Origin of the sequence: Kitasatospora sp. NPDC092286 (assembly GCF_044755565.1) — a bacterium.
Taxonomy (GTDB): Bacteria; Actinomycetota; Actinomycetes; order Streptomycetales; family Streptomycetaceae; genus Kitasatospora.
Window position 1 is genome coordinate 1 of the sequence record NZ_JBIVRD010000019.1, and the last position, 24,796, is coordinate 24,796.

The 24,796-nt window shown below is 72.9% G+C and carries 20 protein-coding genes and 1 CRISPR repeat array; of the genes, 9 read left to right on the forward strand and 11 right to left on the reverse strand.

Annotated features, from left to right (window positions below; all coding sequences use genetic code 11):
• Positions 1–167: 167 nt before the first annotated feature.
• Positions 168–365, reverse strand: a complete 198-nt coding sequence (locus ACIQIB_RS20405) for a DUF397 domain-containing protein (protein ID WP_400650951.1) — start codon at positions 363–365, stop codon at positions 168–170.
• A gap of 11 nt (positions 366–376) precedes the next feature.
• Positions 377–1,228 carry a helix-turn-helix domain-containing protein gene (locus ACIQIB_RS20410; protein WP_400759493.1) on the reverse strand — a complete coding sequence of 284 codons (852 nt, stop codon included), beginning with the start codon at positions 1,226–1,228 and terminating at the stop codon, positions 377–379.
• 148 nt (positions 1,229–1,376) lie between these two features.
• Here ACIQIB_RS20410 and ACIQIB_RS20415 point away from each other — a divergent pair, with 148 nt between their 5' ends.
• Complete coding sequence (locus ACIQIB_RS20415; protein ID WP_400759495.1) at positions 1,377–1,730, forward strand: hypothetical protein; 354 nt, start codon at positions 1,377–1,379, stop codon at positions 1,728–1,730.
• A gap of 663 nt (positions 1,731–2,393) precedes the next feature.
• Positions 2,394–3,141: direct repeats of the CRISPR family, unit length 29 nt; unit sequence GTCGTGATCAGCCCTGGAGGGCTTGCAAC.
• 434 nt (positions 3,142–3,575) lie between these two features.
• Here ACIQIB_RS20415 and ACIQIB_RS20420 read toward each other — a convergent pair.
• Genes ACIQIB_RS20420 through ACIQIB_RS20430 form a run of 3 tightly spaced genes read right to left on the reverse strand, consistent with a single transcriptional unit; the run spans position 3,576 to position 8,810 of the window.
• A complete protein-coding gene (locus ACIQIB_RS20420; protein ID WP_400759498.1) occupies positions 3,576–4,568 on the reverse strand; it encodes a thiopeptide-type bacteriocin biosynthesis protein in 993 nt (330 codons plus the stop codon).
• Positions 4,569–4,602: 34 nt separating this feature from the next.
• Positions 4,603–5,814, reverse strand: coding sequence for a lanthionine synthetase C family protein (locus ACIQIB_RS20425; RefSeq protein ID WP_400759501.1), 1,212 nt, complete (start codon positions 5,812–5,814; stop codon positions 4,603–4,605).
• Positions 5,811–8,810: a lantibiotic dehydratase gene (locus ACIQIB_RS20430; RefSeq protein ID WP_400759504.1), complete on the reverse strand. Its 3,000-nt coding sequence runs from the start codon at positions 8,808–8,810 to the stop codon at positions 5,811–5,813. Before ACIQIB_RS20430 ends, ACIQIB_RS20425 begins: the two co-directional genes overlap by 4 nt.
• Before the next feature lie 293 nt (positions 8,811–9,103).
• On the opposite strand from ACIQIB_RS20430, the gene ACIQIB_RS20435 reads away from it, so the two are divergent.
• The 4 genes from ACIQIB_RS20435 (at position 9,104) to ACIQIB_RS20450 (ending at position 14,790) form a co-directional block, all read left to right on the forward strand.
• Positions 9,104–10,168, forward strand: coding sequence for an enoyl-CoA hydratase/isomerase family protein (locus ACIQIB_RS20435; RefSeq protein WP_400759507.1), 1,065 nt, complete (start codon positions 9,104–9,106; stop codon positions 10,166–10,168).
• Positions 10,169–10,272: 104 nt separating this feature from the next.
• On the forward strand, positions 10,273–10,938 hold the full coding sequence (locus ACIQIB_RS20440) for a GntR family transcriptional regulator (RefSeq protein WP_400649816.1): 666 nt from the start codon (positions 10,273–10,275) through the stop codon (positions 10,936–10,938).
• A gap of 237 nt (positions 10,939–11,175) precedes the next feature.
• Complete coding sequence (gene aceE / locus ACIQIB_RS20445) at positions 11,176–13,863, forward strand: pyruvate dehydrogenase (acetyl-transferring), homodimeric type (RefSeq protein ID WP_363604562.1); 2,688 nt, start codon at positions 11,176–11,178, stop codon at positions 13,861–13,863.
• Between the two features lie 147 nt (positions 13,864–14,010).
• Positions 14,011–14,790, forward strand: coding sequence for an enoyl-CoA hydratase (locus ACIQIB_RS20450; RefSeq protein WP_363604561.1), 780 nt, complete (start codon positions 14,011–14,013; stop codon positions 14,788–14,790).
• 136 nt (positions 14,791–14,926) lie between these two features.
• On the opposite strand, the gene ACIQIB_RS20455 is transcribed toward ACIQIB_RS20450, so the two are convergent.
• Positions 14,927–16,786, reverse strand: coding sequence for an NAD-binding protein (locus ACIQIB_RS20455; protein ID WP_400759510.1), 1,860 nt, complete (start codon positions 16,784–16,786; stop codon positions 14,927–14,929).
• Between the two features lie 242 nt (positions 16,787–17,028).
• Between ACIQIB_RS20455 and ACIQIB_RS20460 the strand changes: the two genes are divergently transcribed.
• Positions 17,029–17,628 (forward strand): HdeD family acid-resistance protein, encoded by a 600-nt coding sequence (locus ACIQIB_RS20460; RefSeq protein WP_400759512.1) that lies wholly within the window; start codon positions 17,029–17,031, stop codon positions 17,626–17,628.
• Positions 17,629–17,842: 214 nt separating this feature from the next.
• Here ACIQIB_RS20460 and ACIQIB_RS20465 read toward each other — a convergent pair whose 3' ends face one another.
• Both ACIQIB_RS20465 and ACIQIB_RS20470 read right to left on the reverse strand, forming a co-directional pair.
• Entirely contained in the window at positions 17,843–19,279 is a 1,437-nt protein-coding gene (locus ACIQIB_RS20465; RefSeq protein ID WP_400759513.1) for a CoA transferase, read from the reverse strand.
• A 21-nt stretch (positions 19,280–19,300) separates the two neighbouring features.
• Positions 19,301–19,930, reverse strand: coding sequence for a LysE family translocator (locus ACIQIB_RS20470; RefSeq protein ID WP_363604554.1), 630 nt, complete (start codon positions 19,928–19,930; stop codon positions 19,301–19,303).
• Positions 19,931–20,050: 120 nt separating this feature from the next.
• Between ACIQIB_RS20470 and ACIQIB_RS20475 the strand changes: the two genes are divergently transcribed.
• A complete protein-coding gene (locus tag ACIQIB_RS20475) occupies positions 20,051–20,509 on the forward strand; it encodes an Lrp/AsnC family transcriptional regulator (RefSeq protein ID WP_400759515.1) in 459 nt (152 codons plus the stop codon).
• Between the two features lie 32 nt (positions 20,510–20,541).
• Here ACIQIB_RS20475 and ACIQIB_RS20480 read toward each other — a convergent pair whose 3' ends face one another.
• Both ACIQIB_RS20480 and ACIQIB_RS20485 read right to left on the reverse strand, forming a co-directional pair.
• Positions 20,542–21,810 (reverse strand): cytochrome P450, encoded by a 1,269-nt coding sequence (locus tag ACIQIB_RS20480; RefSeq protein WP_363604552.1) that lies wholly within the window; start codon positions 21,808–21,810, stop codon positions 20,542–20,544.
• A 109-nt stretch (positions 21,811–21,919) separates the two neighbouring features.
• Positions 21,920–22,078: a hypothetical protein gene (locus ACIQIB_RS20485; protein WP_400759517.1), complete on the reverse strand. Its 159-nt coding sequence runs from the start codon at positions 22,076–22,078 to the stop codon at positions 21,920–21,922.
• Between the two features lie 275 nt (positions 22,079–22,353).
• Between ACIQIB_RS20485 and ACIQIB_RS20490 the strand changes: the two genes are divergently transcribed.
• Complete coding sequence (locus ACIQIB_RS20490) at positions 22,354–23,262, forward strand: hypothetical protein (RefSeq protein WP_400759520.1); 909 nt, start codon at positions 22,354–22,356, stop codon at positions 23,260–23,262.
• Positions 23,263–23,512: 250 nt separating this feature from the next.
• Here ACIQIB_RS20490 and ACIQIB_RS20495 read toward each other — a convergent pair whose 3' ends face one another.
• Positions 23,513–23,851 (reverse strand): zf-HC2 domain-containing protein, encoded by a 339-nt coding sequence (locus ACIQIB_RS20495; protein WP_400759522.1) that lies wholly within the window; start codon positions 23,849–23,851, stop codon positions 23,513–23,515.
• Here ACIQIB_RS20495 and ACIQIB_RS20500 point away from each other — a divergent pair.
• Positions 23,850–24,497, forward strand: a complete 648-nt coding sequence (locus ACIQIB_RS20500) for a sigma-70 family RNA polymerase sigma factor (protein WP_400759524.1) — start codon at positions 23,850–23,852, stop codon at positions 24,495–24,497. The genes ACIQIB_RS20495 and ACIQIB_RS20500 overlap by 2 nt on opposite strands.
• The last annotated feature ends 299 nt before the right edge of the window (positions 24,498–24,796 follow it).

Here is a 24,796-nt window from a genome sequence, read left to right on the forward strand (position 1 = left end):
AGGCCCCACTTTCATGCCCGGCCGACCAGAAGATCACCCGACCGAGTCGGCAGACTCGAACTCACGCCCACCAGGATCGATAGAGCAACGGCTAGCAAGGATCACAGAGGGCGACGTGTTTTACGTCCAGTCGTAAATCAGCGCACCCACACATGCGGCAGGACAGCCTAGTTTGTCAGGTGGTCGAACTCGCCTGCCTTGATGCCGCGCAGGAAGGCGCGGAGCTTGTCGGGGGTGGTGGTGATGATGGTGTCGGGGTCGTCGCTTTCGCGGAGCTTGATGGCGCCGTCGGGGGCTGCGGCGAGGCAGATGCAGTTGACCGACTCGGAACTGTAGCTGGACTTCTGCCAGTTGAGAGCTGACATGGCGCTTCCTCTCAGGTGTCCTTTTCGATACGGGCAATGAGATCACGTGACTTCGGGGGGCTGAGGGTGCAGGCTTCCATGAGGTCCAGAACCTTCTGATACTTCACCAGTTGCGCATGGGCGTCAAGGAACTCGGAGCCGTGATACGTATCGAGCTGCACGGTGTCGAGTTGGGGCACGGGTGCGGAGCAGTAGACGATGGACTGCCCGGAGCCGGGGAGCGTGCCCGCACCGAAGGGGATCACGAGAACCGAGACATTCTCGCGGGTGCTCACCTCGATGAGGTGCCTGTGTTGTGCGCGGGCCACTGCCGGCCCGCCGAACCCCATCCGCAGGGCTGCCTCATGGACAATCGCCGTGAGCGGGATCGCCTGTCGGCTGTAGAGGACTGCCTGCCGTTTCATCCGGTACGACACCCGGTGCTCCACGTCGTGCGGCGCCAGAGGCGGTACGGCGTTGCTGGCGAGTGCACGTGCCTGGTCGACGGTCTGGAGCAGGCCGGGGATGTGAATCACCGAGGCGATGCGCATCGCCGTGGTGTGGTGTTCCGTTTCGGCAAGATCGAGCATGTTTGGCGGCAGGATGTCGCGATACTCCTCCCACCACCCTCGGGTCCGCCTGCCGGTCATGCCGGCGAGAGCGTCGATCAGGTTCTGGTCTGTGCATGTGTAGGCGCGAGCGAACGTGCGGACGCGCTCCGCGCTCACCGCGTACCGGCCCGCTTCGATTCGGCTCATGTGGGCCTGGTTCACTCCGAGGCGTGCGGCGGCGGCAGTTGAGCTGAGCCCGGCGTTCTCGCGGAGTTTGCGCAGCTCAAGTCCGAGCCGCTGCTGTCGCAACGTTGGGGTGCCGCTCGCTGTCATCGTGCTCCCTCTCATCTCTCACTTACAGCACGCAAACCTTCGATTCCCAGCATGGCATTTCTATCATGATGGCGCTACGGTATGACACGGTTCACTTACTGCAAGTGATGAATCTTGGCTCAGTCACGCCTCCAGGCAGGAGACTTCCATGACCGCTGCGCCCTCGCAAAACCCCCGCCCTGCCACCCGTCTGTGGGCGACGCCTGTGCCCTTCGACCAGGAGCTGTGCGGGCTCGTGCTCGATACCGCGCCCCGGCTTTTCGCCGTCGTCCAGGTGTGCGGTAACGGCCGCGCGGACGCTGACGGATGGGTCGTGGCCTGGGGGCTCGCCGACGGTGACGGGTCGACCTACGTGGTCGGCGTCGACGGGCAGACGCGGATGACCGTCGCGTCGCCCGAGCGCGCCGTGCACCTGTTCACGGGGCAGCCGGGTATCACCGCGAGATTGGTGTGGCTCGCACAGCCGGCCGCTGCTGCGCTCGACCGGGCCGAAGCCGCCTGAACTCGCTTGCCTGCGCTGCCCGGTTGCCTCGGTTACTGAGCCGTGAGGACCGGTTGCCGCGGCGATCGTTCGTCGGTGGTCGGCGATAGCATCCGGTTCGGCGTGAACGGTACTGGCGAGACAGCAGGAAGTGGAACCGCCGTGGGCTTCGCTACGCGTGACATGCTTGCTGCAGTGACCGGGAGCTTTCTCATGTACTCGGCGCTCGGCGAGAGGTTCCGTACGCGGCATCCTGATCTTGCCGGGCGCCTTCAGATGTCGGCCTCCCCTGCGCCGCACCTGTCGGTGCCGCTGACCGGTGGCGTTCCGTGGTCCTTGCCCAGCTGCGTTTCGCCAAGCCGTATGACCACACCCCGGTCTGGGCGGTCGTGGGGCCGGACACCTCCGAGCCGCCTCGCATCTGGTGGGGCACCACGGACACCGACGTCCTTGTGGACGCAGGGCTGTCGCCGAGCTCGAACGCGGTGAGGAGCGGAGCCCCTGGAGGTGGGACGAGCCCGAGACCGGCGAGATCGTGGCAATCGGCTCCATAACACTCGGTGCTACCCTCGGCGGGCCGGGCGACATCCTGTGACCAGCACCGCTGCAGTACCGGCCGGTTGCCGCGCTGCCGCGACCCACGACGGCGCTCGCAGGCACTCTGACCTTGGACTTTACCCTCGGGTCGTGATCAGCCCTGGAGGGCTTGCAACGGGGGTTCTTCTCTGCGGTGTCCACCCGCAGAACCCAGTCGTGATCAGCCCTGGAGGGCTTGCAACGTGACCCGAACGTCCAGCGATGCAGGAAGGGCGCGAGTCGTGATCAGCCCTGGAGGGCTTGCAACCCGCGGCCCGTCCGCGTTTGCACACCCGGCCGGAGCGTCGTGATCAGCCCTGGAGGGCTTGCAACATCAGACCCTCCGACCTCAATGCGGTGAGGACCTTCTGGTCGTGATCAGCCCTGGAGGGCTTGCAACCCGGGGTGTACACCGCCGAGGAGATGGGGCAGGCGGGTCGTGATCAGCCCTGGAGGGCTTGCAACACTGGCGCCACGGCCGCCGTGAACTGTGCGGGTGGTCGTGATCAGCCCTGGAGGGCTTGCAACCCCCCTGGTACACGTACGAGCTGGCCTGGTGCGTCCGTCGTGATCAGCCCTGGAGGGCTTGCAACGAGATGCCCGCCCACGAGTACCTGGAGCAGCAGGCCCGCGTCGTGATCAGCCCTGGAGGGCTTGCAACGCGAAGGACCTCCGCGACGCCGCGCACGGACCCCTGGTCGTGATCAGCCCTGGAGGGCTTGCAACCCGATGGCGGGGTTGAGCTGGACGACCAGGTGGCTCGTCGTGATCAGCCCTGGAGGGCTTGCAACCTGCGCCTCGGGGTGTCGCCCGGGATGGTCAAGTTCGTCGTGATCAGCCCTGGAGGGCTTGCAACAAACCCGGGTTCGTGCCCTCCCATATGCTGCCCGCTTGATGCCGTCGAGCGGGCTCTCGTCATAGAGGCCGAGCCGGTGGGCGTCGAGGAGGATCGACTTCAGTTTGTCGAAGGCGTTGGGCTGGGGAGCGAGGCCGACGCCGTTGCGCTCCATGGCCTGGATGAAGGCCTCGACGACCTTGTGGTCGAAGGTGCTCATCCGGCGACTGCGGAAGGCGGGTAGAGGTGGTGTTCGAGGAGCGAGTTGAGGTGGTGTCACCGGTATCCAGTTACTCGGGCCCCGAGGACGTCGGCGTCCCGGTCCTGGCCGGTATCGGAAAGTCGGGGATTCGGGTGGGTTGGCACCAGACCGCAGGACCGTGGTCCGGTGCCCGCCTTGGTGTCTCCGAGGTGCTCTGCTGCTGAGCGGGTGAGGGCACCAGGCGGCAGGCCGGTCAGCACGGTGTGCCCAGCGGTGGGCCGAGGATGTGGTCGCGGGCGGCGCGTGCGAGGACGGCCTGGACGTGGGTCGGGATCGCGGCGCGGTTCCAGTGGAAGATCACCATGAGCGCGAGCATGGCGCGCAGTCCTCGTGTCAGTTCGCCCGTGCGGGCGGCTTCGGCGAGGTCGTGGCCGGTCTGCGTGAACGCGGCTGTGCGCTCTTCAAGGAGTTCGAGGGCCTGGCCGGGGGCGGTCATGGCCACGGTGTCCGCTGCCATCAGCCGGCCGATGCTGGACGTCGTCGACGTGATCGACTCGGGTGTGGTGCAGGTGGGCAGTTGGCGCATCTGTGCGACGCGGTCCCACACGTCGCCTTGCTCGGTCCACTCCTGGCCTGCGGCGCGCAGCATCGCGCTGCACAGCAGGATGGACAGTTCCGGGCGTCGCACGGGTATGACCGGTCCGGTCGCGTGGTGGCGCGACAGGGCCTCTCTCAGGATGGCGCGGCTGTCGGTGTGGAAGAGGCGGTGGGCGGCGTCCATTCCTCGCGGGCCGCCGAGGGCGGCGGTCTCGGGTTCGTAGATGCCGTGGGACCAGGTGGTGATCACGCCCTGCTGCTGAAGCGCTGTCAAGGTCCCGGTCAGGGAGGTGCGCAGTCTGGTGGCGGTGGTGGCGGGGCCGGGCTGGAAGCGCAAGCGCCAGACGGGGTGTTTGCGGACGTACCACCAGCTGAGGATGTCACCGCTCGTCTCCGCGTCGCGGAGATAGGGGAACAGCTGGGTGGCGAAGGCGTTCTCGGCGGTGTCCCAGGAGGCCGGCTGCACGAAGAAGTGGACCCAGGTGTCTGCGGGGTTGTCGATGGCGGCGCGTCCGGCCGTGCGGTAGGTCTCGGCGGCCGAGCCGAGCGTGGGTGCCGCCACGCCAACGCGGGCGGCGGCGTCGGCGAGTGGCGTTCCGGTGAGGACCGCGAGTACGGCCTTCTCGATGGCGTCGGGACGGGACGGCATGGGCGTCTTCTCGGGAGGAGGTGGGAGCGGGGGTTCAGGACAGGAGCAGGCAGGCGTCCCAGCCGGTGGCGGGCGAACCGCCCTGCTCGGTGGCGTGCAGGGCGAGGCGGGTTCCGGCGAGGCCGTCGAGGAACCCTGGCTCGCGGGCCGGAGCCTGGTCGTGGAGCAGCGCCCGTAGGGCGGGCAGGTGCGCGGCGAAGTCCCGTGCTCGTGCGGAGTCCTGGGCGACGCGGTGCACGGTGTGGAGCAGGCCGGCCGCACCGTGGCACAGTCCGGCGTCGCAGATCAGGGCGAGCTGGGCCGGGTCGGCGATGCACCGAAGGAGGGCCTGTTCAGCGGCGCGCTTGCGGTGGTCGTCGCCGAGCGCGATGGCGGCGAGCTGTTGTGCGCGAGCCAGACCGGGGGTGCCGTAGCACCAGCTTGGGCGCATCGGACCGTCCTGGAACACGGCGCCGGAGTAGTGCTCGCCGACGGTGACCCACTGCGGCCACCACGGTCCCGTGGCCGCGTCCTGGCGCAGGCCGTCCAGCCACGCCAGGATCCGCCGCATGGCGCCGGTGTGGCCGTCGACCAGAGCCCCGGCGCTCTTGGCCAGGGCCAGGAGCGCGAGCGGGCCGGTGATGCCGTGGGCCAGGCCGACGTTGCCGTGACCGCCGGGGAAGGCACCGGAGGTGCGGCCGGAGGGGTCGTAACGTACCCACCAGCCGGGCAGGTCGCTGCCGGGGATCGGCTGGGTCAGGCGTACGAGGTAGGAGAGGACGTCGTGCAGGGTGTCGCCGTGCGGGTCACGCCGCAGCAGGTAGGCGCCGAGACCGGTCAGCCCGTACAGCAGGTCGTACTCGGAGGCGGTGGTGAGTTCGCCGCGGTCGATGCGGGTGTGGGCGGTGTCGAGGCGGCGCCGGGTCAGGGCGGTGACCGCCGCATCGAGGGTGTGCAGGGTCTTGCGGTGGTGGCCGGTGGTGCCGGCCGCGGTGTGCAGGACGTAGGCGAGGGCCGGGGCTCCGACGAACAGGCCGGCGTCGTCGGAGCCGACGAGCGGGGTGCGGGCGATGCTGGTCAGCCGGTTCCGCACGGTGGCCCAGTCGCCGGTGCCGAGGTGGGCTCGTTCGATGTGCAGGAGGGTGATGCCGACGGCGCCGGTGGCGAGGGCCTGCGCGTGCGGGGGGTTGTCGGGCCCGCCCGGCACCGACGACGACGTGGCCGGCACGGAGTTGGGCGGTTGTGGACGGGCGGTGCGGGGGGTCATCGGAGGGCTCCGTGGGTGCGGGTGGTCCAGGAAAGGGCGGCGGCTCGGGCCAGGCGGTGGCAGGCGCGTTCCGCGTCGGGGTCGATCCCCGCCGCGCGGATGTGGTGCATGTGGAGCAGCGACGCCAGGACGCTGTCCGGGTGTGGGCCGTCAAGGACGGTGAGGCGGCGGCGGTAGGCGTCCAGGGCGGCGCGGCGCCGGGCCCAGGCTTCGGTGATCGAGGTGCCGGTGACGGCTCGCAGCGCTGCCCAGGTGTCGGCGGGGTCTGCGAGGGCGACGGCTTGGGTGAGCAGCGTTCGGTCCGGGGCGGGTGCGGGGGTGCGGGCGACGTTGTCGATGAGCCAGCGCATCCCTGCCTCGGTGCCGCCGAGGAAGCCAGCTGCGATGTCGGTCATGCTCGCCGCGGTCAACGCCGGTGCCCAGAGCTTGCCGGGCCCGGAGTGCTGGAGCTGGGCGAGGACGGCGGCGGAGTCCGCGACGAACATCCACTCCGCGAGGCCGAGCAGCGAGCCCTCGCCGTAGCGGCCGGTCTCGGGCCAGTAGGTGTCCCACTGCACCCGGCCGGTGGCCAGGCCGGCGTCGGCCAGGTCTCGTGCCCAGGCACTGACCCGGAGGGCGACCTCGCCGAAACCGCCGTCGCCGTGGCGGATCCGCAGCCGCAGGTGCGGGTCCGGGTCGCGGTAACGGATGAACCACCACGGCGTGTCGCCCAGGGCAGTGGTCAGGTCGGGCAGGCGGGCCAGCAGGTCAAGGTGGCGGGCCGGGTGGGCGTAGACCTTGGCGTACGCCCACCCGGCACCGGCGGCGCCCGGGGTGCGGCCCGGGGCGGGTGCAGCGGGCCGCTGGGGAACGGGCAGCCGGGCAGGCTCGCGGGTGGAGACGAGCGGGATGACGATCTCGTGCGCGCGGCCACCGATCCAGCCCAGGGCCCCAGGGGCGGGTGCCTCGCGCAGGATCGCTCGGCCGCGCTGGTCGACGTGGGCACGCAGGAGCTGCCGGTGGTGGCGCTCGGCGAGGTCGAGCCGAAGACGACGGTCACCGTCCCCGAGGTCCAAGTGGTCTGGTAGCAGACGCCGTTCTCGCAGCCGGGCGAGCGCGTTGTCCCAGTCCCGCCACGAGGACGCCGCCGGCGGAAGGTCGGCGCTCTCCAGGCACCAGCGGGCCGGGGCGAGGATGCTGCGCCCGTGCCGGACAGCGGGAAGGAATGGCAGCTTCCCGGCGGCCGGTCCCCAGGAGAACGGTGCCAGGACCGCGGTCCGGGCCCGGGGAAGTTCGATGAGGAACCGGGCCAGCGGGTGGGTGAAGTTGCTCAGTTGGACGGCGTTCAGGACGGTGGGTTCGATCGGGCGGCCGGTGGTGCGGGAGACCAGCCACAGGCAACGGGCGTCGCTGGTGACCGCGAGGTCGGTCAGCGGCACGGTGCCCTGGTTGTGTTCGGCGATTGTGATCGTCTCCAGCAGGACGCGGGCGGTGCGGGCGACGTTCTCGGTGCGCACGCGCAGCGGCGGGCTGGAGAGCTGGGCGCGGACGGCGCCGGCGGTGAGCGCCGGAGCCCGGCGCAGCGCGCTGGCCATGCGCCGGCCGTCCGCATCGTCGAAAAGGTGCAGGAACCGGCCGGTTGTGGTGCCCGCGCCGTGGGCGAGGCCGGTGACGACGAGCGTGAACAGTCCGTCGTCCAGCAGGTCCGGTGACTCGCTGTGGAGTTGGAAGCACAGCTCCAGGTGAGCGGGCACCTGCTCGACCGGTCCGGGGACCAGACGCGGCAGCACGTCCGTGACGTCCACCGCCGTCAGGCCGTCGAGAGCGGCCAGCTGCGCGACTTCGAGCAGCGTGGCGTCGCGCTCCTGCATGGCCGGTACGGTGGCCGGCAGCTGGGATCCGCGGTACCCGGCCGGGTAGCCGAGCCCGGTGTCGGGGTTGACCAGCTCCAGCAGCGGGACGTGCGCGCCCATGCCGTACCGCTCCAGGAAGCGGCCGTGGTAGTCCCGCCAGGCGGGCGGGCCCTGTGGGTAGGGACCGGCCAGCGCCAGGGCGGCGGCCGCGCGTTCGGCCTCCAGCGCGACGTTCCTGGGCAGGGCCAGGTCGCAGTCCAGCCGCAGGTCCACCGCCAGCAGCGGCGGGCCGCCGCCCGGGACGGCCGCCATCGCCTCCAGCGTCTCGGCGCGGGTACCGGCCTGGTGGCCCGGGTCCTCGGCGCCATGCCGGACAAGGTGGTCGTGCACGGCGCCGAGCAGGTACACCGTCGGTGCCACGGAGCCGCAGCCGGCGGCGCCGGCGTGCCCGAGCTGGGCCAGGAGATGGCCGAGCGGATCGGGAGCGGTCATCGGCGGCCTCAGCGAGGTGATGAGCACGCGCTGCCCGACCAGTCGCGTGACCATACGGTCGATGGCTCCGCACGGAGCGTCCGGGAACTCAACGCTCACCTTCGCCACCAGCTCCTCGACCAGGACAGCGTCCCGGGCGGCGGCCAGGATCGCCGCGACGGGCGGGGTCCGGCGAACCGACACCTCCTGCGGCGCGCCACCGCCAACGGGCGGCTGGCGGCAGGGCAGCACGAGCTGGTCGCCACGGATCTGGCAGGTTGCGTCCGCTACGACCAACAGCCGGCGCAGCAGTTCGGCGTCCGCCTCCAGCCGGTCCACCACGGCGGCCAGCCAGGCCGCGTCCGGTCGCGCGCAGGCTCGGTGCTCCCCGTCCCAGGAGACCTTCAGCCGGTCCCCCAGCCGGGCGGGCGTGACCCCGGCGAACAGGCCGAAGGGCGTCGCCCGGTGCCGGGCCCGCAGCAGGTAGCGCACCAGGGACTCCCCGAGCCGGCGCAGCTGACGCCCCGAGGCCACCTGGCCGGCTCCCACAGCCCGTACCCGGGCCGCCAGGACGGGGCTCGCCACCTCCACGGCCTCCGCCACACCGGGGTCGGCCCACGCCTCGGCCAGCCACCGCCGCCACGCCGCCGAGTCCTGCGCACCTTCGTCGCTCAGGTCCGGCCACGGTGCCACGGCCTCCGTCCCACCGTTCGCGGCAGCTCGCAGCAGCACCGTGTCCACAGCCCGGAACATCCCCACCCCCAGATCGACTTCGTACGGCCCGCACCCCGGGTGTGGCGGGGGCCCCGCCCGCCCCCCCCCCCCCCCCGGGCGGGGGGGGGGGGGGGGTTTTTGGGGGGGGGGGGGGGGGGGGCCCCCCCCCCCGCCCCCCCCCCCCGCTCGCCTCGCCCAGTACGGTGGCGGCAGGATCTTCGGACGAACGACGGCCGACCACGAACGACCAACGACGAACGGGAGCAGGCCCGATGAGCGCAGAGGTGCAGGTCTACCGGGACGGCGGGACCGGGCGGATCGTGCTCGACCGGCCGAGGGCGCTCAACTCGCTCACCCACGGCATGGTCACCGCCGTCCGGGAGGCGCTGGACGGCTGGGCGGCGGACGACACCGTACGCGCCGTGGTGCTGACCGGCGCGGGCGAGCGCGGGCTCTGCGCGGGGGCGGACATCCGCGCGATCCACGACGACGCCAAGGCGGGCGGGGCCGGTTCGCGGGCGTTCTTCCGGGACGAGTACCGGCTCAACGCGCTGATCGCCCGCTACCCGAAGCCGTACGTCGCGGTGATGGACGGCATCACCATGGGCGGCGGCGTCGGCCTCTCCGCGCACGGCGCGGTGCGGATCGTCACCGAGCGCTCCACCGTGGCGATGCCCGAGACCCGGATCGGCCTGGTGCCGGACGTCGGCGGCAGCCGCCTGCTGGCGAGCGCCCCGGGCGAGTTGGGCACCCACCTCGGACTCACCTCGGCCTCGATGGGCCCCGGCGACGCACTGCTCTGCGGCTTCGCGGACCACTTCGTCCCCTCGGAGCACGTCCCGGCCCTGCTCGCCGAGCTCGCCGGCCTCACCGAGCGTTCCGGGCTCACCGACCCCCGCGACCTCACCGGCGCGGTCGCCGCGCACGCCGAACCCGCGCCGCCGGCCGCGCTGGCGGCGCAGCGGGAGTGGATCGACGCCTGCTACGCCGCCGACACCGTCGAGGAGATCGTCGAGCGGCTGTTCGGCACCGGCGTCCCGGAGGCCAAGGAGGCCGCCGAGCAGCTGCTCGCCAACTCGCCGACGGCCGTCAAGGTCACCCTCGCCGCCCTGCGCCGGGCCCGTACGCTGCCGTCCCTGGAGGCGGTGCTGGACCAGGAGTACCGGATCTCCTGCGCGGCCCTGGCCGGCCACGACCTGGTCGAGGGCATCCGCGCCCAGGTCGTCGACAAGGACCGCGACCCGCACTGGTCCCCGGCGGACCTGTCCGCCGTCACGGACGCGGAGGTCGCCCGCCACTTCGCCCCGCGCGAGGACGACGAGCTGGGCCTGGCCTGAGCCGGTCGCCCCGGCGCCCCGACCGTCCCGGCATGCCGACCGCCCCGGTACGCCAGCCCGCCCCGGTACGCTGGCCGCCCGCACCCCTCCCCGCAGGAGCCCGCATGACGCCCGGCCACCCGGTCCACCAGCAGCTGCCGGACGACGGCGATCCGCTGTCGCGGGTGCCGCTCGGCGAGCAGGTGCGCGGGCTGCTGCTGGACGGGCTGATGAGCGGGCGGTGGCAGCCGGGCGACCGGATCGTGGAGCGGCGGCTGGCGGCCGAGCTGAACGTCAGCCAGGCCCCGGTGCGGGAGGCGCTGCGGGCGCTCCAGGCGCTGGGCCTGCTGGACTCGGAGCCCAACCGGGGCGTGCGGGTCCGCGAGATCAGCCCGGCCGAGCTGCGCGAGGTGTACGAGGTACGGGCGGTGCTGGAGCGGCTGGCGGCGGAGCTGGCCGTGGAGCGGCTGGGCGGGGACACCGCCGCACTGGAGCGGCACGCGGAGCTGATGGAGCGGGCGGCCTCGGCGGGCGACCCCCTCGGGCAGGCCCGGCACGGGGTGGCGTTCCACCGGGAGATCGTGGCGGCCGCCGGGAACGAGGTGCTGCTGCGCACCTGGGAGGGGCTGGGCGTGGAGGTGTGGACGGTCCTGTCACTGCACCGCGTCCGGCCGGAACTGCACGAGAACGCGGCGGACCACCGGCCGCTGATCGAGGCCTTCCGCCGGCAGGACCGGGAGGTCGGCCGGCTGCTGGCCGAGCACGTGCTGGAGTACGCCGGGTCGCTGTAGGCCGCGTCTCGGGCGACTCCGTCCCGGACGCGTCCCGGCTCCGCCTCGTCGCGGCCCCTCCCGACATAATAGTTCGTATAGAAATGATCGATCATCGCTCACATTACCGCCCAGTAACGGTTGACTCACCCATCCACACTCCCTACCTTCCGTAGAGAGGAATGCCGTTCCACATCATGGAATCGGCGCCAGACGCATACCCGGCAACGACGCACACCCGGCGAAGGGGAACCACCCGTGTCCCAGCTCGACCAGCTTCCCGACCACGACCCGGAGGAGGTCGCGGAGTGGCGCGCCTCGCTGGACGCCGCCAGCGACTTCGGCGGACCGCATCGCGCCGCCCACCTGCTGCGCCGCCTCGTCGAGCACGCCGAACTACGGCGCCTCGACGTGCCGCCGCTGCTGGAGACCCCGTACGTCAACACCATCCCGACCGCCGCCGAACCGGCCTTCCCCGGCGACGAGGCGATGGAGCGGCGGATCACCGCCTGGAACCGCTGGAACGCCGCCGCCATGGTGACCAGGGGCAACCAGCGCGGCGGCCTGGGTGGACACATGGCCACCTACGCCTCCGCCGCCTGGCTCTACGAGGTCGGCTTCCAGCACTTCTTCCGCGGCAAGGAGACCGACGGCTCCGGCGACCAGCTCTACCTCCAGGGCCACGCCTCGCCGGGGATCTACGCCCGGGCGTTTCTCGAAGGACGCATCGGCGAGGCCCAGTTGGACCGCTTCCGGCAGGAGGCCGGCGGAGGCGGCCTGCCGTCGTATCCGCACCCGCGCCGGCTGCCGTGGTTCTGGGAGTTCCCGACCGTCTCGATGGGCCTCGGCCCGCTGTCCGCGATCCACCAGGCCCGGTTCAACCGGTACCTGACCGCGCGCGGCATCAAGGACACCTCCCGATCGCACGTCTGGGCGTTCCTCGGGGACGGCGAGATGGACGAGCCCGAGGCCACCGCCGCCCTGGCGCTGGCCTCCCGCGAGGGGCTGGACAACCTCACCTTCGTGATCAACTGCAACCTCCAGCGGCTGGACGGCCCGGTACGCGGCAACGGCAAGATCGTGCAGGAGCTGGAGCGGCAGTTCCGGGCCGCCGGCTGGCACGTCGTCAAATCGCTCTGGGGCGAGGCCTGGGACGATCTGCTGGCACGAGACACCACCGGCGCGCTCGTCCGCCGGCTGCGCGAGGTGCCGGACGGACAGTTCCAGACCTACGCCGCCTCGGACGCCGGCTATCTGCGCGACCACCTCTTCACCGGGCCGGGCGACCCCGCGCTGCGCGCTCTCGCCGACACCCTGGACGACGCGCGCCTGCTGGAGACCGTCGCCACCTCCCGGGCCGGCCACGAGCCGCGCAAGGTGTACGCGGCGTACCGGGCCGCGCTGGAACACCGGGGCGCACCGACCGTCGTGCTGGTCCAGACCGTCAAGGGCTGGACGCTCGGCCCGGGATTCGAGGCCCGCAACGCCAACCACCAGATGAAGAAGCTCTCCGGCAGCGAGTTCCGCGCCATGCGCGATCTGCTCGAACTCCCCATCCCCGACAGCGTGCTGGGCGAGGGTCTGGTCCCGTACGCACACCCGGGACCGGACTCCCCCGAGGCCCGTTACCTCCGCGAGCGCCGTGCCGCGCTCGGCGGGCCGGCGCCCGCCCGCCGGGTGCGCTTCACCCCGCTGCCCGAGCTGCCCGACCGGCCGTTCGAGGCGCTGCGCAAGGGCTCGGGCAGCCAGGAGATCGCCACCACCATGGCCTTCGTCCGCCTGGTCAAGGAGCTGATGCGGGACGGTGCGACCGGCCACCGCTGGGTGCCGATCGTCCCCGACGAGGCCCGGACCTTCGGCATGGAGTCGCTCTTCCCCACCGCCGGCATCTACTCGCCACTGGGCCAGACGTACGACCCGGTGGACCGCGACCAACTGCTGCACTACAAGGAGTCGGCGACCGGCCAGATCCTCAACGAGGGCATCACCGAGGCCGGTTCGATGGCCTCGCTGACGGCCGCCGCCACCGCGTACGCCACCCACGGCGAGGCGGTGATCCCGTTCTACATCTTCTACTCGATGTTCGGCTGGCAGCGCACCGCCGACCAGATGTGGGCGCTGGCCGACCAGTTGGGCCGGGGCTTCCTGGTCGGCGCCACCGCCGGGCGCACCACCATGACCGGCGAAGGGCTGCAACACGCCGACGGGCACTCGCAGTTGATCGCCTCCACCAACCCGGCCGCGCTCTCCTACGACCCTGCGTTCGCCTACGAGATCGCGGTGATCGTGCGCGAGGGCCTGCGCCGGATGTACGGGCCGGACGGCGAGGACGTCTTCTACTACGTCACCGTCTACAACGAGACCCGGCCGCAGCCGCCGATACCCACGGGCGAGGGCGTCACCGAGGGCATCCTGCGTGGCCTCTACCGCTTCCGCGAGGCCGACCGCCCGGGGCCGGACGCGCCCCGGATCCAGCTGCTCGCCTCCGGCACCGCCGTGCACTGGGCGCTCGCCGCGCAGCGCCTGCTCGGCGAGGAGTGGGGGGTGGCGGCGGACGTCTGGTCGGCGCCGTCCTGGACGGAGCTGCGCCGCGAGGCGCTCGCCTGCGACGCCGCCAACCTGGCCGGGGCCGCCGCCGGGACGGGCGGCACCGCCCGCGTCCCGTACCTGACCCGGGTCCTGGCGGGCGCGCCCGGACCGGTGCTGGCCGTCAGCGACTGGATGCGTGCGGTGCCGGACCAGATCCGCCCCTGGGTGGAGCAGGACTGGACCTCGCTCGGCACCGACGGCTTCGGCCTCTCCGACAGCCGCGCCGCCGCCCGCCGCCACTTCGGCGTGGACGCCGAGTCGGTCACCGTGGCCGCGCTCGCCGCGCTGGCCCGCCGGGGCGAGGTCAAACCGGAGGCCGTCCAGCAGGCCGCCGGGCGGTACGACGTCCGGTTCTGACCGGCCGCGCGGGCCGCGGCCGGATCCCGGCACCCGTGACGACCGTCTCGCATGGCAAGACTGGCGCGAGGCGACCCGTGTCGTAGATCGTTGGGTGGTCAGGGCGCACCCGCGTGGTGCCGAGCAGCGACATGGGAGTCAATGGCGATGACCGAGACCTACGAGACGATCCTCGTCGAGCGCAAGGGCCGGGTCGGGCTGATCACGCTCAACCGGCCGAAGGCGCTCAACGCGCTGAACACCCAGCTGATGAACGAGGTCGTCACGGCCGCCACCGCCTTCGACCGGGACCCGGAGATCGGCTGTCTGGTGATCACCGGCTCGGAGAAGGCCTTCGCGGCCGGCGCCGACATCAAGGAGATGCAGGGGAACACCTTCCCCGGCGTCTACCTGGACGACTGGCTGGGTCCGTGGGACCGCCTCGGCGAGCTGCGCAAGCCGGTGGTCGCCGCGGTGGCCGGGTTCGCGCTGGGCGGCGGCTGCGAGCTGGCGATGCTCTGCGACATCCTGCTGGCGGCGGACACCGCGAAGTTCGGGCAGCCGGAGATCAAGCTCGGCGTCATCCCGGGCATCGGCGGTTCGCAGCGGCTGACCCGGGCGATCGGCAAGGCCAAGGCGATGGAACTCTGCCTGACCGGCCGGATGATGGGCGCCGAGGAGGCCGAGCGGGCCGGTCTGGTCTCCCGGATCGTCCCGGCCGACCAGCTGCTGGCCGAGGCGCTGGCCACCGCCGAGACCGTGGCGGCGATGTCCACCCCCGCCAGCATCATGATGAAGGAGAGCGTCAACCGCGCCTTCGAGACCACCCTCGCCGAGGGCGTCCGGTTCGAACGGCGGCTGTTCCACGCCACGTTCGCCACCGCCGACCAGAAGGAGGGCATGGCCGCCTTCGCCGAGAAGCGGCCGCCGTCCTTCACCCACCGCTGACGGGTTTCAGGTGACGGCCGACGAATGACGGATAACAGATAACAGATAACAGATTTCAACATCTGTTATCTGTTATCCGAAACCTGTCGCCCGTCAGCTGGCCGCCGGACCGGCTACCGCCGGACCCGCCCACCCGTCAGCCCTCCCCCACCAGCGCCGGGTTGATGCGGGCGAGCCCGCTCCGGGTGGCGGCGACCACGATCCGGTCGCCGGGCACCAGCCCCCGGGTGCGGTCGGCGTAGTTCCACCGGTAGGCCCCGGGGCTGTCGGCCGGGCGGACGGCGATCACCCGGACACCGCCCGGGTCCTCCAGGTCGTGCCGGTTCATCCCGACCAGGCCGCCGCCCTCCTCCGCCCGCAGTTCGGCGATCAGCAGCACATGCCGGAACACCGAGAGCGTGCCGAGCACTTCGCGCCCCATCAGGGCGGCGGCGAAGGCGGGTGCGGCGAGGTAGGAGACCGACCGGGACGCCGCGTTGTCCAGCGTGGCGTACACGTGCCGGGCGAAGTCGTCATTGAACAGCCGTACCACCACCCGGATTCCGGGCTTGCCGTGACGCGCCTCCAGAGCCGCCTCCAGGTTGGTGGCGTCGTCGCCGCTGACCGCGACCAGGGCCCGGCCGTGCTTCAGCCGGGCCCGGCGCAGCTGCTCCTCCAGTGGGCCGTCACCGACCACCACCGGGATGCCGAGCGCCCGGACGGCGGCGATGCCGCGCGCCTGCGGGTCGCGTTCGACGCAGACCACCGGCACGCCCAGCCCGTACAGTTGGGCGGCGACCCGGGTGCCGACATTGCCCAGGCCGAACACGATGACGTGGTCCCGGGTACCGGCGCCGGGGTTGCGGGGCTGGCCGCGCCGGCCGGAGCCGAGCACCTCGACCATGATGGCGGTGGCGACCGGGGCGAAGGTGATGCCGCAGAAGGTGATCACCACTTGGGCGACCCGCTGCCAGGCGCCGCCCGTGCCGGTCCCGGCGGTCGCTTCGGCGGGCTGGTCGGGCTGGGCGGCACCGGCCAGGTCGAGCAGCGAGACGTAGAGCGACCAGCCGAAGTCCCGGTTGAGGTACCAGAGCAGGCCGAAGGCGAGCAGCACGGCGGCCAGTGCCGTGATCAGGACCAGCCGCAGCCGGGCACTGGTGAAGAAGCGCAGCGTGTCGAGCAGCCGCCAGCGCAGCCGGCGCCACCAGCCGATCAGGACCGGCGGCTCGCTGGGCAGCGCCTGCAGAGCCGCCACCCCGCCGGCCGCCACCCCGCCGACCGCCGCCTCCGGCTCCCCGGTCCCGTCCTCCTCCACCCCGGTCTCCGCGGCCGGTGGCGGTCTCCGGACACCACCGGGACGGATCGGCCCGTCGTCGCCGAACTCCCTGGCCAGCCGGACGAACGCGGCCGAGTCCCCGTCCTGGTCGGGCAGCAGGCGGATCCGGCTGAGGTCCTGTCGGTCGATCTGGTCGGCGACCACGCAGATCCGGCCGGAGTCGATGTCGCCGTCGTAGGCGATGTGCAGGAAGCGGTCGCCGACCTGGACGGAGTTGGGGCGTGAGAGCGCGGCGGCGGCGAAGGCGGGCGCGGCGGTGGCGGAGCCGGAGAGCGCGGCGCCGTTCTTCAGCAGGTGCTGGATGTTCTCGCCGAGGCGCTGGTTGAACATCCGGAGCACGATGCGGATGTCCGGGTTGCAGCCCTGGGCGCCGAGCGCGGCATGGATGTTCCCCTCGTCGTGGCCGTCGACCAGCGCGAGGCCGCGCGCGGTCTCGACCCGGACGGCCCGCAGTGCCTCCTCGGTGATGCCCGCGCACTCGACCACGGCGGCCACTCCGGGCAGTTGCTCGATCCACGGCGCGTGGTCGCGGGTGCGGTCCGGGAGCAGCACCACCACCGGAACCTCGTAGTGCTCGACGAGTTCCAGGACCAGCCGGTGGGCCAGCGCGTTGCCCCCGCAGACGATGTAGTGCTGGCTGATCGGCTCGACCGGAGGGGTCCCCCACCCTTCAGAAGTCATACCGCAGGACGGTATCGACGCCGGGTGAGCGGCAGATGTCATTCGGGTGACTGAGGAGCAATCAGTTCCGCTGCCGTTCGACAGACCCCGCCGTCCCCCGAACGGGCGTATCCGACGGGCGGAACCCCGCACCCGTGGCGATCATGAAAGACGTCCCCTGCCCCGTCGCTTCCCCCCGCAACCGCTCACCCCGATCCCCCGATCCCCCCATCCAGCCATCCAGCCATCAGGAGTACGCCACCGTGGTCTCCCCACTCATCACCCCCGACGGTTCCCCGGTCGCCGGACCGCTCGGAACGCTCGCCAAGGCCGCCTGGCAGGTCCTGCTGCTCGCCGGACTCGCCTCCCTCGCCCTCGGGATCATCGTCTTCGTCTGGCCGAAGCAGACCCTGCTGGTGGTGGGCGTGCTGTTCGGCCTCTACCTGCTGATCATCGGCATCGTGCAGCTGGTCGCCGCCTTCGGCACGCACGCCACCACCGCGATGCGCGTCCTGGCCTTCATCAGCGGCGCGATCTGCGTGCTGCTGGGGCTGCTCTGCTTCCGCAGCGCCGTGCAGTCGCTGCTGCTGCTGGCGATCTGGATCGGCATCGGCTGGCTGTTCCGCGGTATCACCCAGCTCGCCGCCGCGGCCTCCGACCCGGACATGCCCGCGCGCGGCTGGCAGGCCTTCGCGGGCGTCGCCAACACGCTGGCCGGCGTACTGCTGATGATCTGGCCGGTCGGTTCGATCGCCGCCCTGACCGTCCTCGCCGGGTGCTGGCTGGTGATCCTCGGTCTGATCGAGATCATGACGGCCTTCCAGGTCCGCAGCCGGGCGAAGCAGATCCCGGCCGGCGTCTGAGCCCGCCACCGAACCGGAGCCGGTGAACCGGGCCCGGCGAGCCCGGCTCACCGGGAGCGCCCTGGAGCGGCGGAGGAGTTCCGCCGCGGCGAGCCCCTCGGCCACGGTCAGGCAGTACATCTCGGTCAGGACCGGGCACCGCTCGCCGGGCCAGGTGCAGTCGGTCGCGTGAGCGGTCATGGCCCCGATGCCGGCACCGGGGTCCGGCGGCCCGTCAGCGCCAGACGGCCGCGTCCGTCCCCCAGCGCCCCGGCGGCCGGGCCCAGTCGGTGGGGCCGCCCTCGTAGGCGATCGGCGGGAGGGCGTGGCGCAGCCGCCCGTACGGGGAGCCGGTCTCGGCGAGCCAGGGGGCGGGACCGTACGGGCCTCCGGCCGTCCCCTCCTCGGGCCGGATGCCGCGGACCAGCCAGGACGCGGTGCCGGCCAGCGAGAACCGCAGGTGACGGCCGCCGGGCCGGCCGGTGCGCTGGTCGGTGAGGGCGCGTAGGACGGCGGCGGCGATCAGGTAGCCGGTGCCGTGGTCGAGGGCCTGGGCGGGGAGGACGCCAGGGCGGCCGTCGGCGGCGGCCGTCAGGGCGGCGATGCCGGTCCCGGCCTGGACCAGGCTGTCGAAGCCTCGGCGGTCGGCCCACGGGCCGGTCCAGCCCCAGGCGCAGAGCTGGGCGACGATCAGCCCTGGTCGGCGTTCGAGCAGGGCGTCGGGGGCCAGACCGTGGCGGTCGAGGGCCCCGGGGCGGTAGCCGCTGACCACGACGTCGGCCGTGGCCAGCAGGTCCTCGAAGGCGGCGCGGTCGGCGGGGTCGGCGAGGTCGAGGCGGGTGGAGCGCTTGCCGAAGCCGGTGTCGGCGTGGGCGTCCTCGTCCTCGGGCAGGTGCGGGGAGTCGATCCGCAGCACGTCCGCGCCGAGCAGGGCGAGGGTGCGGGTGGCGACGGGGCCGGCGGTCACCCGGGTGAGGTCGAGGACCCGGAGGCCGGCGGCGGGCAGCGGGGCGGCGGGCAGCGGGCGGGCGGGGGCGGCGTCGACGGTCCGGGACTCGATCAGGGGGTGGGTGGACTCGCCCGGGGGTGCGACGGCGACGGCGAGCGCCCCCGCCTCGTACGCGCGCTCCTGGATCCGGACGGCGGGCTGCGCGCGCAGCGTCTCGGCGAACTGTTCGGGCGCGGTGTCCGGGGGCAGGCCGAGGGCGGCGAGCAGCCGGACCCTGTGGTGGGGGTAGTTGGCGTGGGTGCGGACCCAGCCGTCGGCGGCCTGCCAGAACCCGGAGAACGGGGCGAAGCCGACCGGGGCGCGGCCGTCGATCCGGAGGTGACGCTCGCTGACGAAGGCGGTGGCGACGGCGCCCTGGTCCACCCGGACGGCGGGAACGGGGCCGCCGTCGCGGTGGGCGGCGAGTTCGGCGGCGGCGAGCGAGCAGGCGGCGACGGTCGCCCGGGCGAGCTGCCGGACGGGCAGTCCGGAGGCCAGGACGGCATCGGGGCCGCGGAACGAGACCCGGTCCAGCAGCCCGGCGGGCCCGCCGACGGCGGCCCAGGCGTCCGCGGTGGGCCGGTCGCCGCCGGACCCACCGGACCCACCGGACCCACCGGGCTCAGCAGGTTCGGCGGGCTCAGCGGGCTCAGCGGGCAGCGGGCGGAACGAACGCTCGGTCATGCCCGCATTCTGCTCCGGATCTCAGGCGCTCGCCGTGACGCCCGCCACCAGCATCAGCAGCACCGCCGAGACGGCGGTCAGCCGGCGGGCCGCCCGCGGAGTGCCGCCGAACCGGCCGCCGAGCCGCCCGCTGGCATGCGCCACCAGGCCGTAGACCAGGGCGCAGGCCAGCACGTTGAGCGAGCCGAGGACGAGGACCTGCCCGCCGAGCGGCAGGGCGGCGGCCGGGTCGACGAACTGCGGCACCAGGGAGAGGTAGAGCAGCAGGCCCTTGGGATTGAGCAGGGCGGTGAGCATGCTCTGGCGCAGCACGGTGGCGGTGGGCTGCGGCCGGGGCGCGGCGAGGGCGGTCGCGGCACCGCCCCGGCGGAGGGCGAGCAGCATGGTGACGGCCAGCACCAGCAGGTAGGCGGCGCCGGTGAGGCGCAGCACGGGCAGGGCGGCGGGGACGGCGCGCAGGGCGGCGGCGAGTCCGGCGCTGGAGAGCAGGGTGTGGACGGCGTAGCCGGCGCAGACGCCGCCGACGGCGGTGAGGGCGGCGCGGCGGCCCTGGCCGAGACCGCGGGCGGCTATGTAGAGCCAGTCCGGGCCGGGGGTGCAGACCAGCAGCAGGTCGACCCCCAGGAAGAGGAGGAGGGCGTGGGTGTCCATGGGCGGTGACCTGTCGTGCTCGTTCGGGCGGTTTCCGGTCACTGACAGTAGCCGGATGAGGCTGGCATCCGATGGCCACTTCATGCCCTTCCGGGCCCGGTTTTGGCAGAATGTTGCGCCATGGACCGAATCGACCGCAGAATCCTCCACGAGCTCCAGCAGGAGGGTCGGCTGACCAACGCGGAGCTGGCCGTCCGGGTGGACCTCACCCCCTCGCCGTGCCTGCGCCGGGTACGGCAGTTGGAGCAGGACGGCGCGATCCTCGGCTACCGGGCGCTGCTGGACGGGGCGGCGGTGGGGCGGGGCTTCCAGCCGTTCGTGACGATCACGATGCGGCACGAGGACCGGGAGACGGTGGCGGAGTTCGAGCGCCGGGTCGCGGAGCTGCCGGAGGTGGTGGAGGCACACCGGCTGTTCGGCGAGCCGGACTATCTGCTGCGGATCGCGGTGGCGGACATCGCCGCGTACGAGCGGTTCATCACCGATGTGCTCTCCGGGCTGCCGGGGATCGCGCAGGTCAACTCGCATCTGACGATGAAGCGGGTGAAGGCCGACCGGGGCATCCCGACCGGCGGGTAGGACGCCCCGGCCCCCCTGGAAGCCCCGGCCCCCTAGAAGGTGAACCCCAGTGACCGGACCCGGTGGTCGAAGCTGGACGGGACCAGCTCCGGCTCGCCGACCGAGCGCACCTCGGGGAGCCGGGTGAACAGTTCACGGAAGAGCACCTTCATCTCCTGCCGCGCGAGGTGCGCGCCCAGGCAGTAGTGCGGGCCGCCGCCGCCGAAGCCGAGGTGGGGGTTGGGGGTGCGGGTGAGGTCGAAGGCGTCCGGGTCGGGGAAGACGGCCTCGTCGCGGTTGGCGGAACCGAAGAAGAGCACCACCTTCTCGCCCTCGCGCAGCAGGGTGCCGCCGGGGCCGCCGAGTTCGTGGTCGGCGGCCAGGGTCCGGCGGAACTGGATGATCGGGGTGGAGTGGCGGACGATCTCGTCCACCGCGCCGCCGAGGTGGCGGTCGAGGTCGCCGAGCAGCAGGGCGCGCTGCCCGGGGTGGACGGTCAGCAGGTGCAGGCCGTGGGCGAGCGCGTTGCGGGTGGTCTCGACGCCGGCGACCAGCAGCAGGGAGAAGAAGGCGCCGAGTTCCCGCCCGCTCAGCCGGCGGCCGTCCACGTCGGCGGTGACGAGGGCGGAGATCAGGTCGTCGGTGGGCCGGCGGCGGCGCTCGCGGCCGAGCTCGGCGACCATGCCCTGCATCCTGGCGAGGGCCCGCAGCCCGCGCCCGGGGACGCGGATGCGGCTGCGCAGCGGACGGGCCACGCCGGTGTGTTCGGAGGCGTGGTTGACCTGGTCGAGGATGGCGCGGCGGGGCTCCTCGGGGATGCCCATCATGTTGCAGATCACCTGGAAGGGGAGTTCGGCGGCGACCGAGGTGACGAAGTCCTCGGGCCGCCGCCGCACCACCCCGTCGACCAGTTGGGCGGCCACCCGGCGGATGTCGTCCTCGACCCGGGCGATCAGGCGCGGGGTGAACGCCCGGGAGACGATCCGGCGCAGCTGGGCGTGCCGGGGGTCGTCCAGGTTGACCATGGAGTCGCCGAACAGCAGCCGGACCCAGCGGGCGGGTTCGGGGGTGGTGACGCCCGGTCCGCTGAGGAAGACGGCGGGGGTGCGGCTGGCCTCGACCACGTCGGCGTGCCGGACCAGGGCGTGGAAGCCCCTGGCGCTGCCCGGGCGGCCGGCGGCGGGGCGCTCGCCGAAGTACACCGGGGCGGGCAGGGCACGCAGTTCGGCGAAGACCGCGGCACGGTCGGCGGCGGGCAGCCGCCAGAAGCGGGGGTCGGCGAGGTCGACGGCCGGGGCCGCGGGTTCGGTGACTGTGCCCATGCCGGGCCTCCTGTCCGGTCGGTGCCCACCTGACGTGCTGTGACGAGCACATTTAGGGAGCACCGACCGAATGGTGTCAAACCGCAACGACCGTACGATTGAAGGATATTCAGACGGTCGCATGCAGGGTTCGACCGCGGGCGCGCGAGGTGATGTCCGTGCCGATGCACTCCACGAGGGAGAACACCGACAGCTCGGCCGTGGCGTCGATCGGACGGACCACCGCCGCGAGATCGTCCTCGCGATAGTCGTGAATCAGCCAGTACACCGTTCCGCCCGCCTCTCCGTGCCCACCGGCCCGGGCCGCCGCCGACCCGACGGCGCTCCGCCGCGGGGTGCCCGAGCACTACGGGCGGGCACGGGCGGCGGTCCCGCGCCAGAACGGACAATCGAGTACTCGTCAACCGTACGAACCGTCTCTACCGCGCGACCTCCGGGGGTCCGTCGACCCGGCCCGGCCGGGCGGGCCGGGCATGCTCCCACCGGCATGGAACCGGCCAATACCGGAGGGGGCAGTACGGGGCGGTGGGGGCGGGTGCGACGATGAGTGTCATCGTGATGACCGACCGGATCCGCTCGCTGCGCGCCGTGGTCTTCGCCGCGCTGTGCGTGGCGCTGGCCGCCACGGCGCACGTCGCCATGGCCGGCGCGGGGGTCTCCCCGCCGGTGCTGGTGGGCGCGTTCGGCCTCACCCTCGGATTCACCTGGCTGCTCGCCGGGCGGCGACGCGGGCTCGGCCTGATCAGCGTCTGGATGGTCGCCGCGCAGAGCGCGCTGCACCTGGTGTTCGAACAGGCCGGGGCGCTCACCGCCGGCGGCACCGGTCTGGGCCGGCTCACCACGACGGACTGGACGGCGCTGCTGCTCTGCAATCCGGAGCGGGCGCCCGCCGGGCTCTCGCCCACCGATCTGGCCAGGATGGCCGGGATCGATCCCGACATCCCGCCGACCGAGGGGCTGCGCGCCGTGTCGGGCCTGCACCGACTGGGTTCGCACGGCGCGGCGGGTGTCGAGGCATCGAGGATGTCCGCGGGCATGCCGGGGATGTCCTCGTCGGGGATGTCCTCGTCAGGGGTCTCCTCGGAAATGGCCTCAGGGGTGTCCTCGTCCCATCTGCCGGGAATGGGCGGGATGCCTGGCCACGACATGTCGGCGCACGGCATGTCGGCCGGGATGATCGCCGCCCATGTGCTGGCCGCGTTCGCCTGCGCCCTGCTGCTCTGGCGCGGCGAGACGGCACTGGCCAGAATGTTCGAACTGCTGGGCGCGCTCGGCGCCGTGGTGGCCGGTGTGCTGCTGGTCCCGCTGCTGGCGCTGTTCGCCCGCCCGCAGGGGTACGAGCCCCCGGCCTCGCCGAGACCGGCCGAGCGGCGGGCCCGGCTCCCCCGGCTGGTGCTGCTCTCCCATGCCCTCGTCCGGCGCGGCCCGCCGGCGTTCGCGTCCGCCCTCTGACGCGCCCGCCGCCCGGACTCCGCCGATGGTCTCCGCCGCCGCGGGCAGGTCGCCCTGCGCCGCGCCGTCCCCTGACGGCCGCGCGCCGGGGCCCGGGCCCGCGCCCGCCGTCTCCTCCGGGACGCGGCTCCCCGCGCCCGCCCACCGACGCCGCCGGTGCCGTCCGCAACGGCACCGCGCCCAGACCTTGACCTCAGGACCTTCCATGCCTGACTACGACGGCGCACCGGCCTCGCCCGACGCCACCGTCCTACCGCACCGGCCCGCCGTCCCCCTGCCCGGGACGACCGGCCGAGACGCCCACCGCACCCACGCAGACCGTCGCGCCGGGGCCGGCCTCCCTGCCGGAGCCGCCCGACGTACCAGAGCCGTCCTTCCCCAGACCGGCGAAGAGCTGCGCCGACCACTGGGCCGAGGGCCCGTCGGGCAGACCCGTCAGGGCCGGCGCCCGCAGGCGTTCGGCCTGTTCCAGCCACTCCCGGCAGGCCGCGCACCGCGCGACGTGCTTGTCCAGCCGCCGGTCCGGCACACCGGCCGGCTCACCGTCGAGACGGGTGGACAGAGCGGTACGGAAATGGGCGCATCTCATGCGACCATCGTCCCGCACCGCCCGGCGGCCCGATCCGGCCGGGTGGGAGGCCGCCGTGGATGACGACCAGCTGACCGCGCTGGCCCTGGCCGCCCGCGAGGGCCGGGCGGCCGACGTCGAGGCGTTCGTCCGGGCCACCCAGCGGGACGTGTGGCGGTTCGTCGCCCACCTCACCGATGTGCAGTCCGCCGACGACCTGGCCCAGGAAACGTTCCTGCGCGCCCTGCGCAGTCTGCCCGGCTTCGCCGGACGTTCCTCCGCCCGGACCTGGCTGCTGTCGATCGCCCGGCGGACGGTCATCGACCGCTACCGCACGGCCGCCGCCCGTCCGCGCTGCGCCGCCCTGCCCGACTGGCAGGAGGCCGCCGAGCGGCAGAGCATCCCGCCGACCGCCGGCTTCGAGGACGGGGTCGCCCTCGGGGACCTGCTCGACCGGGTGCCGGCGCAGCGCCGCGAGGCCTTCGTGCTCACCCAGGTGGTCGGCCTGAGCTACGCCGAGGCCGCCGAGGTGGCCGGCTGCCCCGTCGGCACCGTCCGCTCCCGGGTCGCCCGCGCCCGGGAAGAGCTGATAGCCCGTCTCCGGGCGGCCGAGGCCGCCGATGTCTCGGCTCCGGCGCCGTCCGCCGAACTGGCGGCCGTCTGCTGACCGCACAGATCTAGAGCCCACCCGGGCGGCGCGCCCCGTACGGTCACCCCGTCGGAGCGCGCCGCCCTTCGCATGCCCGGACGACGGCACAAGTGGTGGTCGGACGGGCCGCGACCGGCCGACGAGCGGGTGGCGGGCAGGCGACGAACCTGTCGGCGGACGGTCAAGATCGGCCACCGAAGCAAGAATCCGGCCAACCGCAAGAATTCCTTCAAGTGTTCGGAACTGAAGCCCGCACACCTCCGACTGCTCTACCGGAACCCGCCGCCGAGGTGGTGTCCGGAACAGTGCGGGGGAAA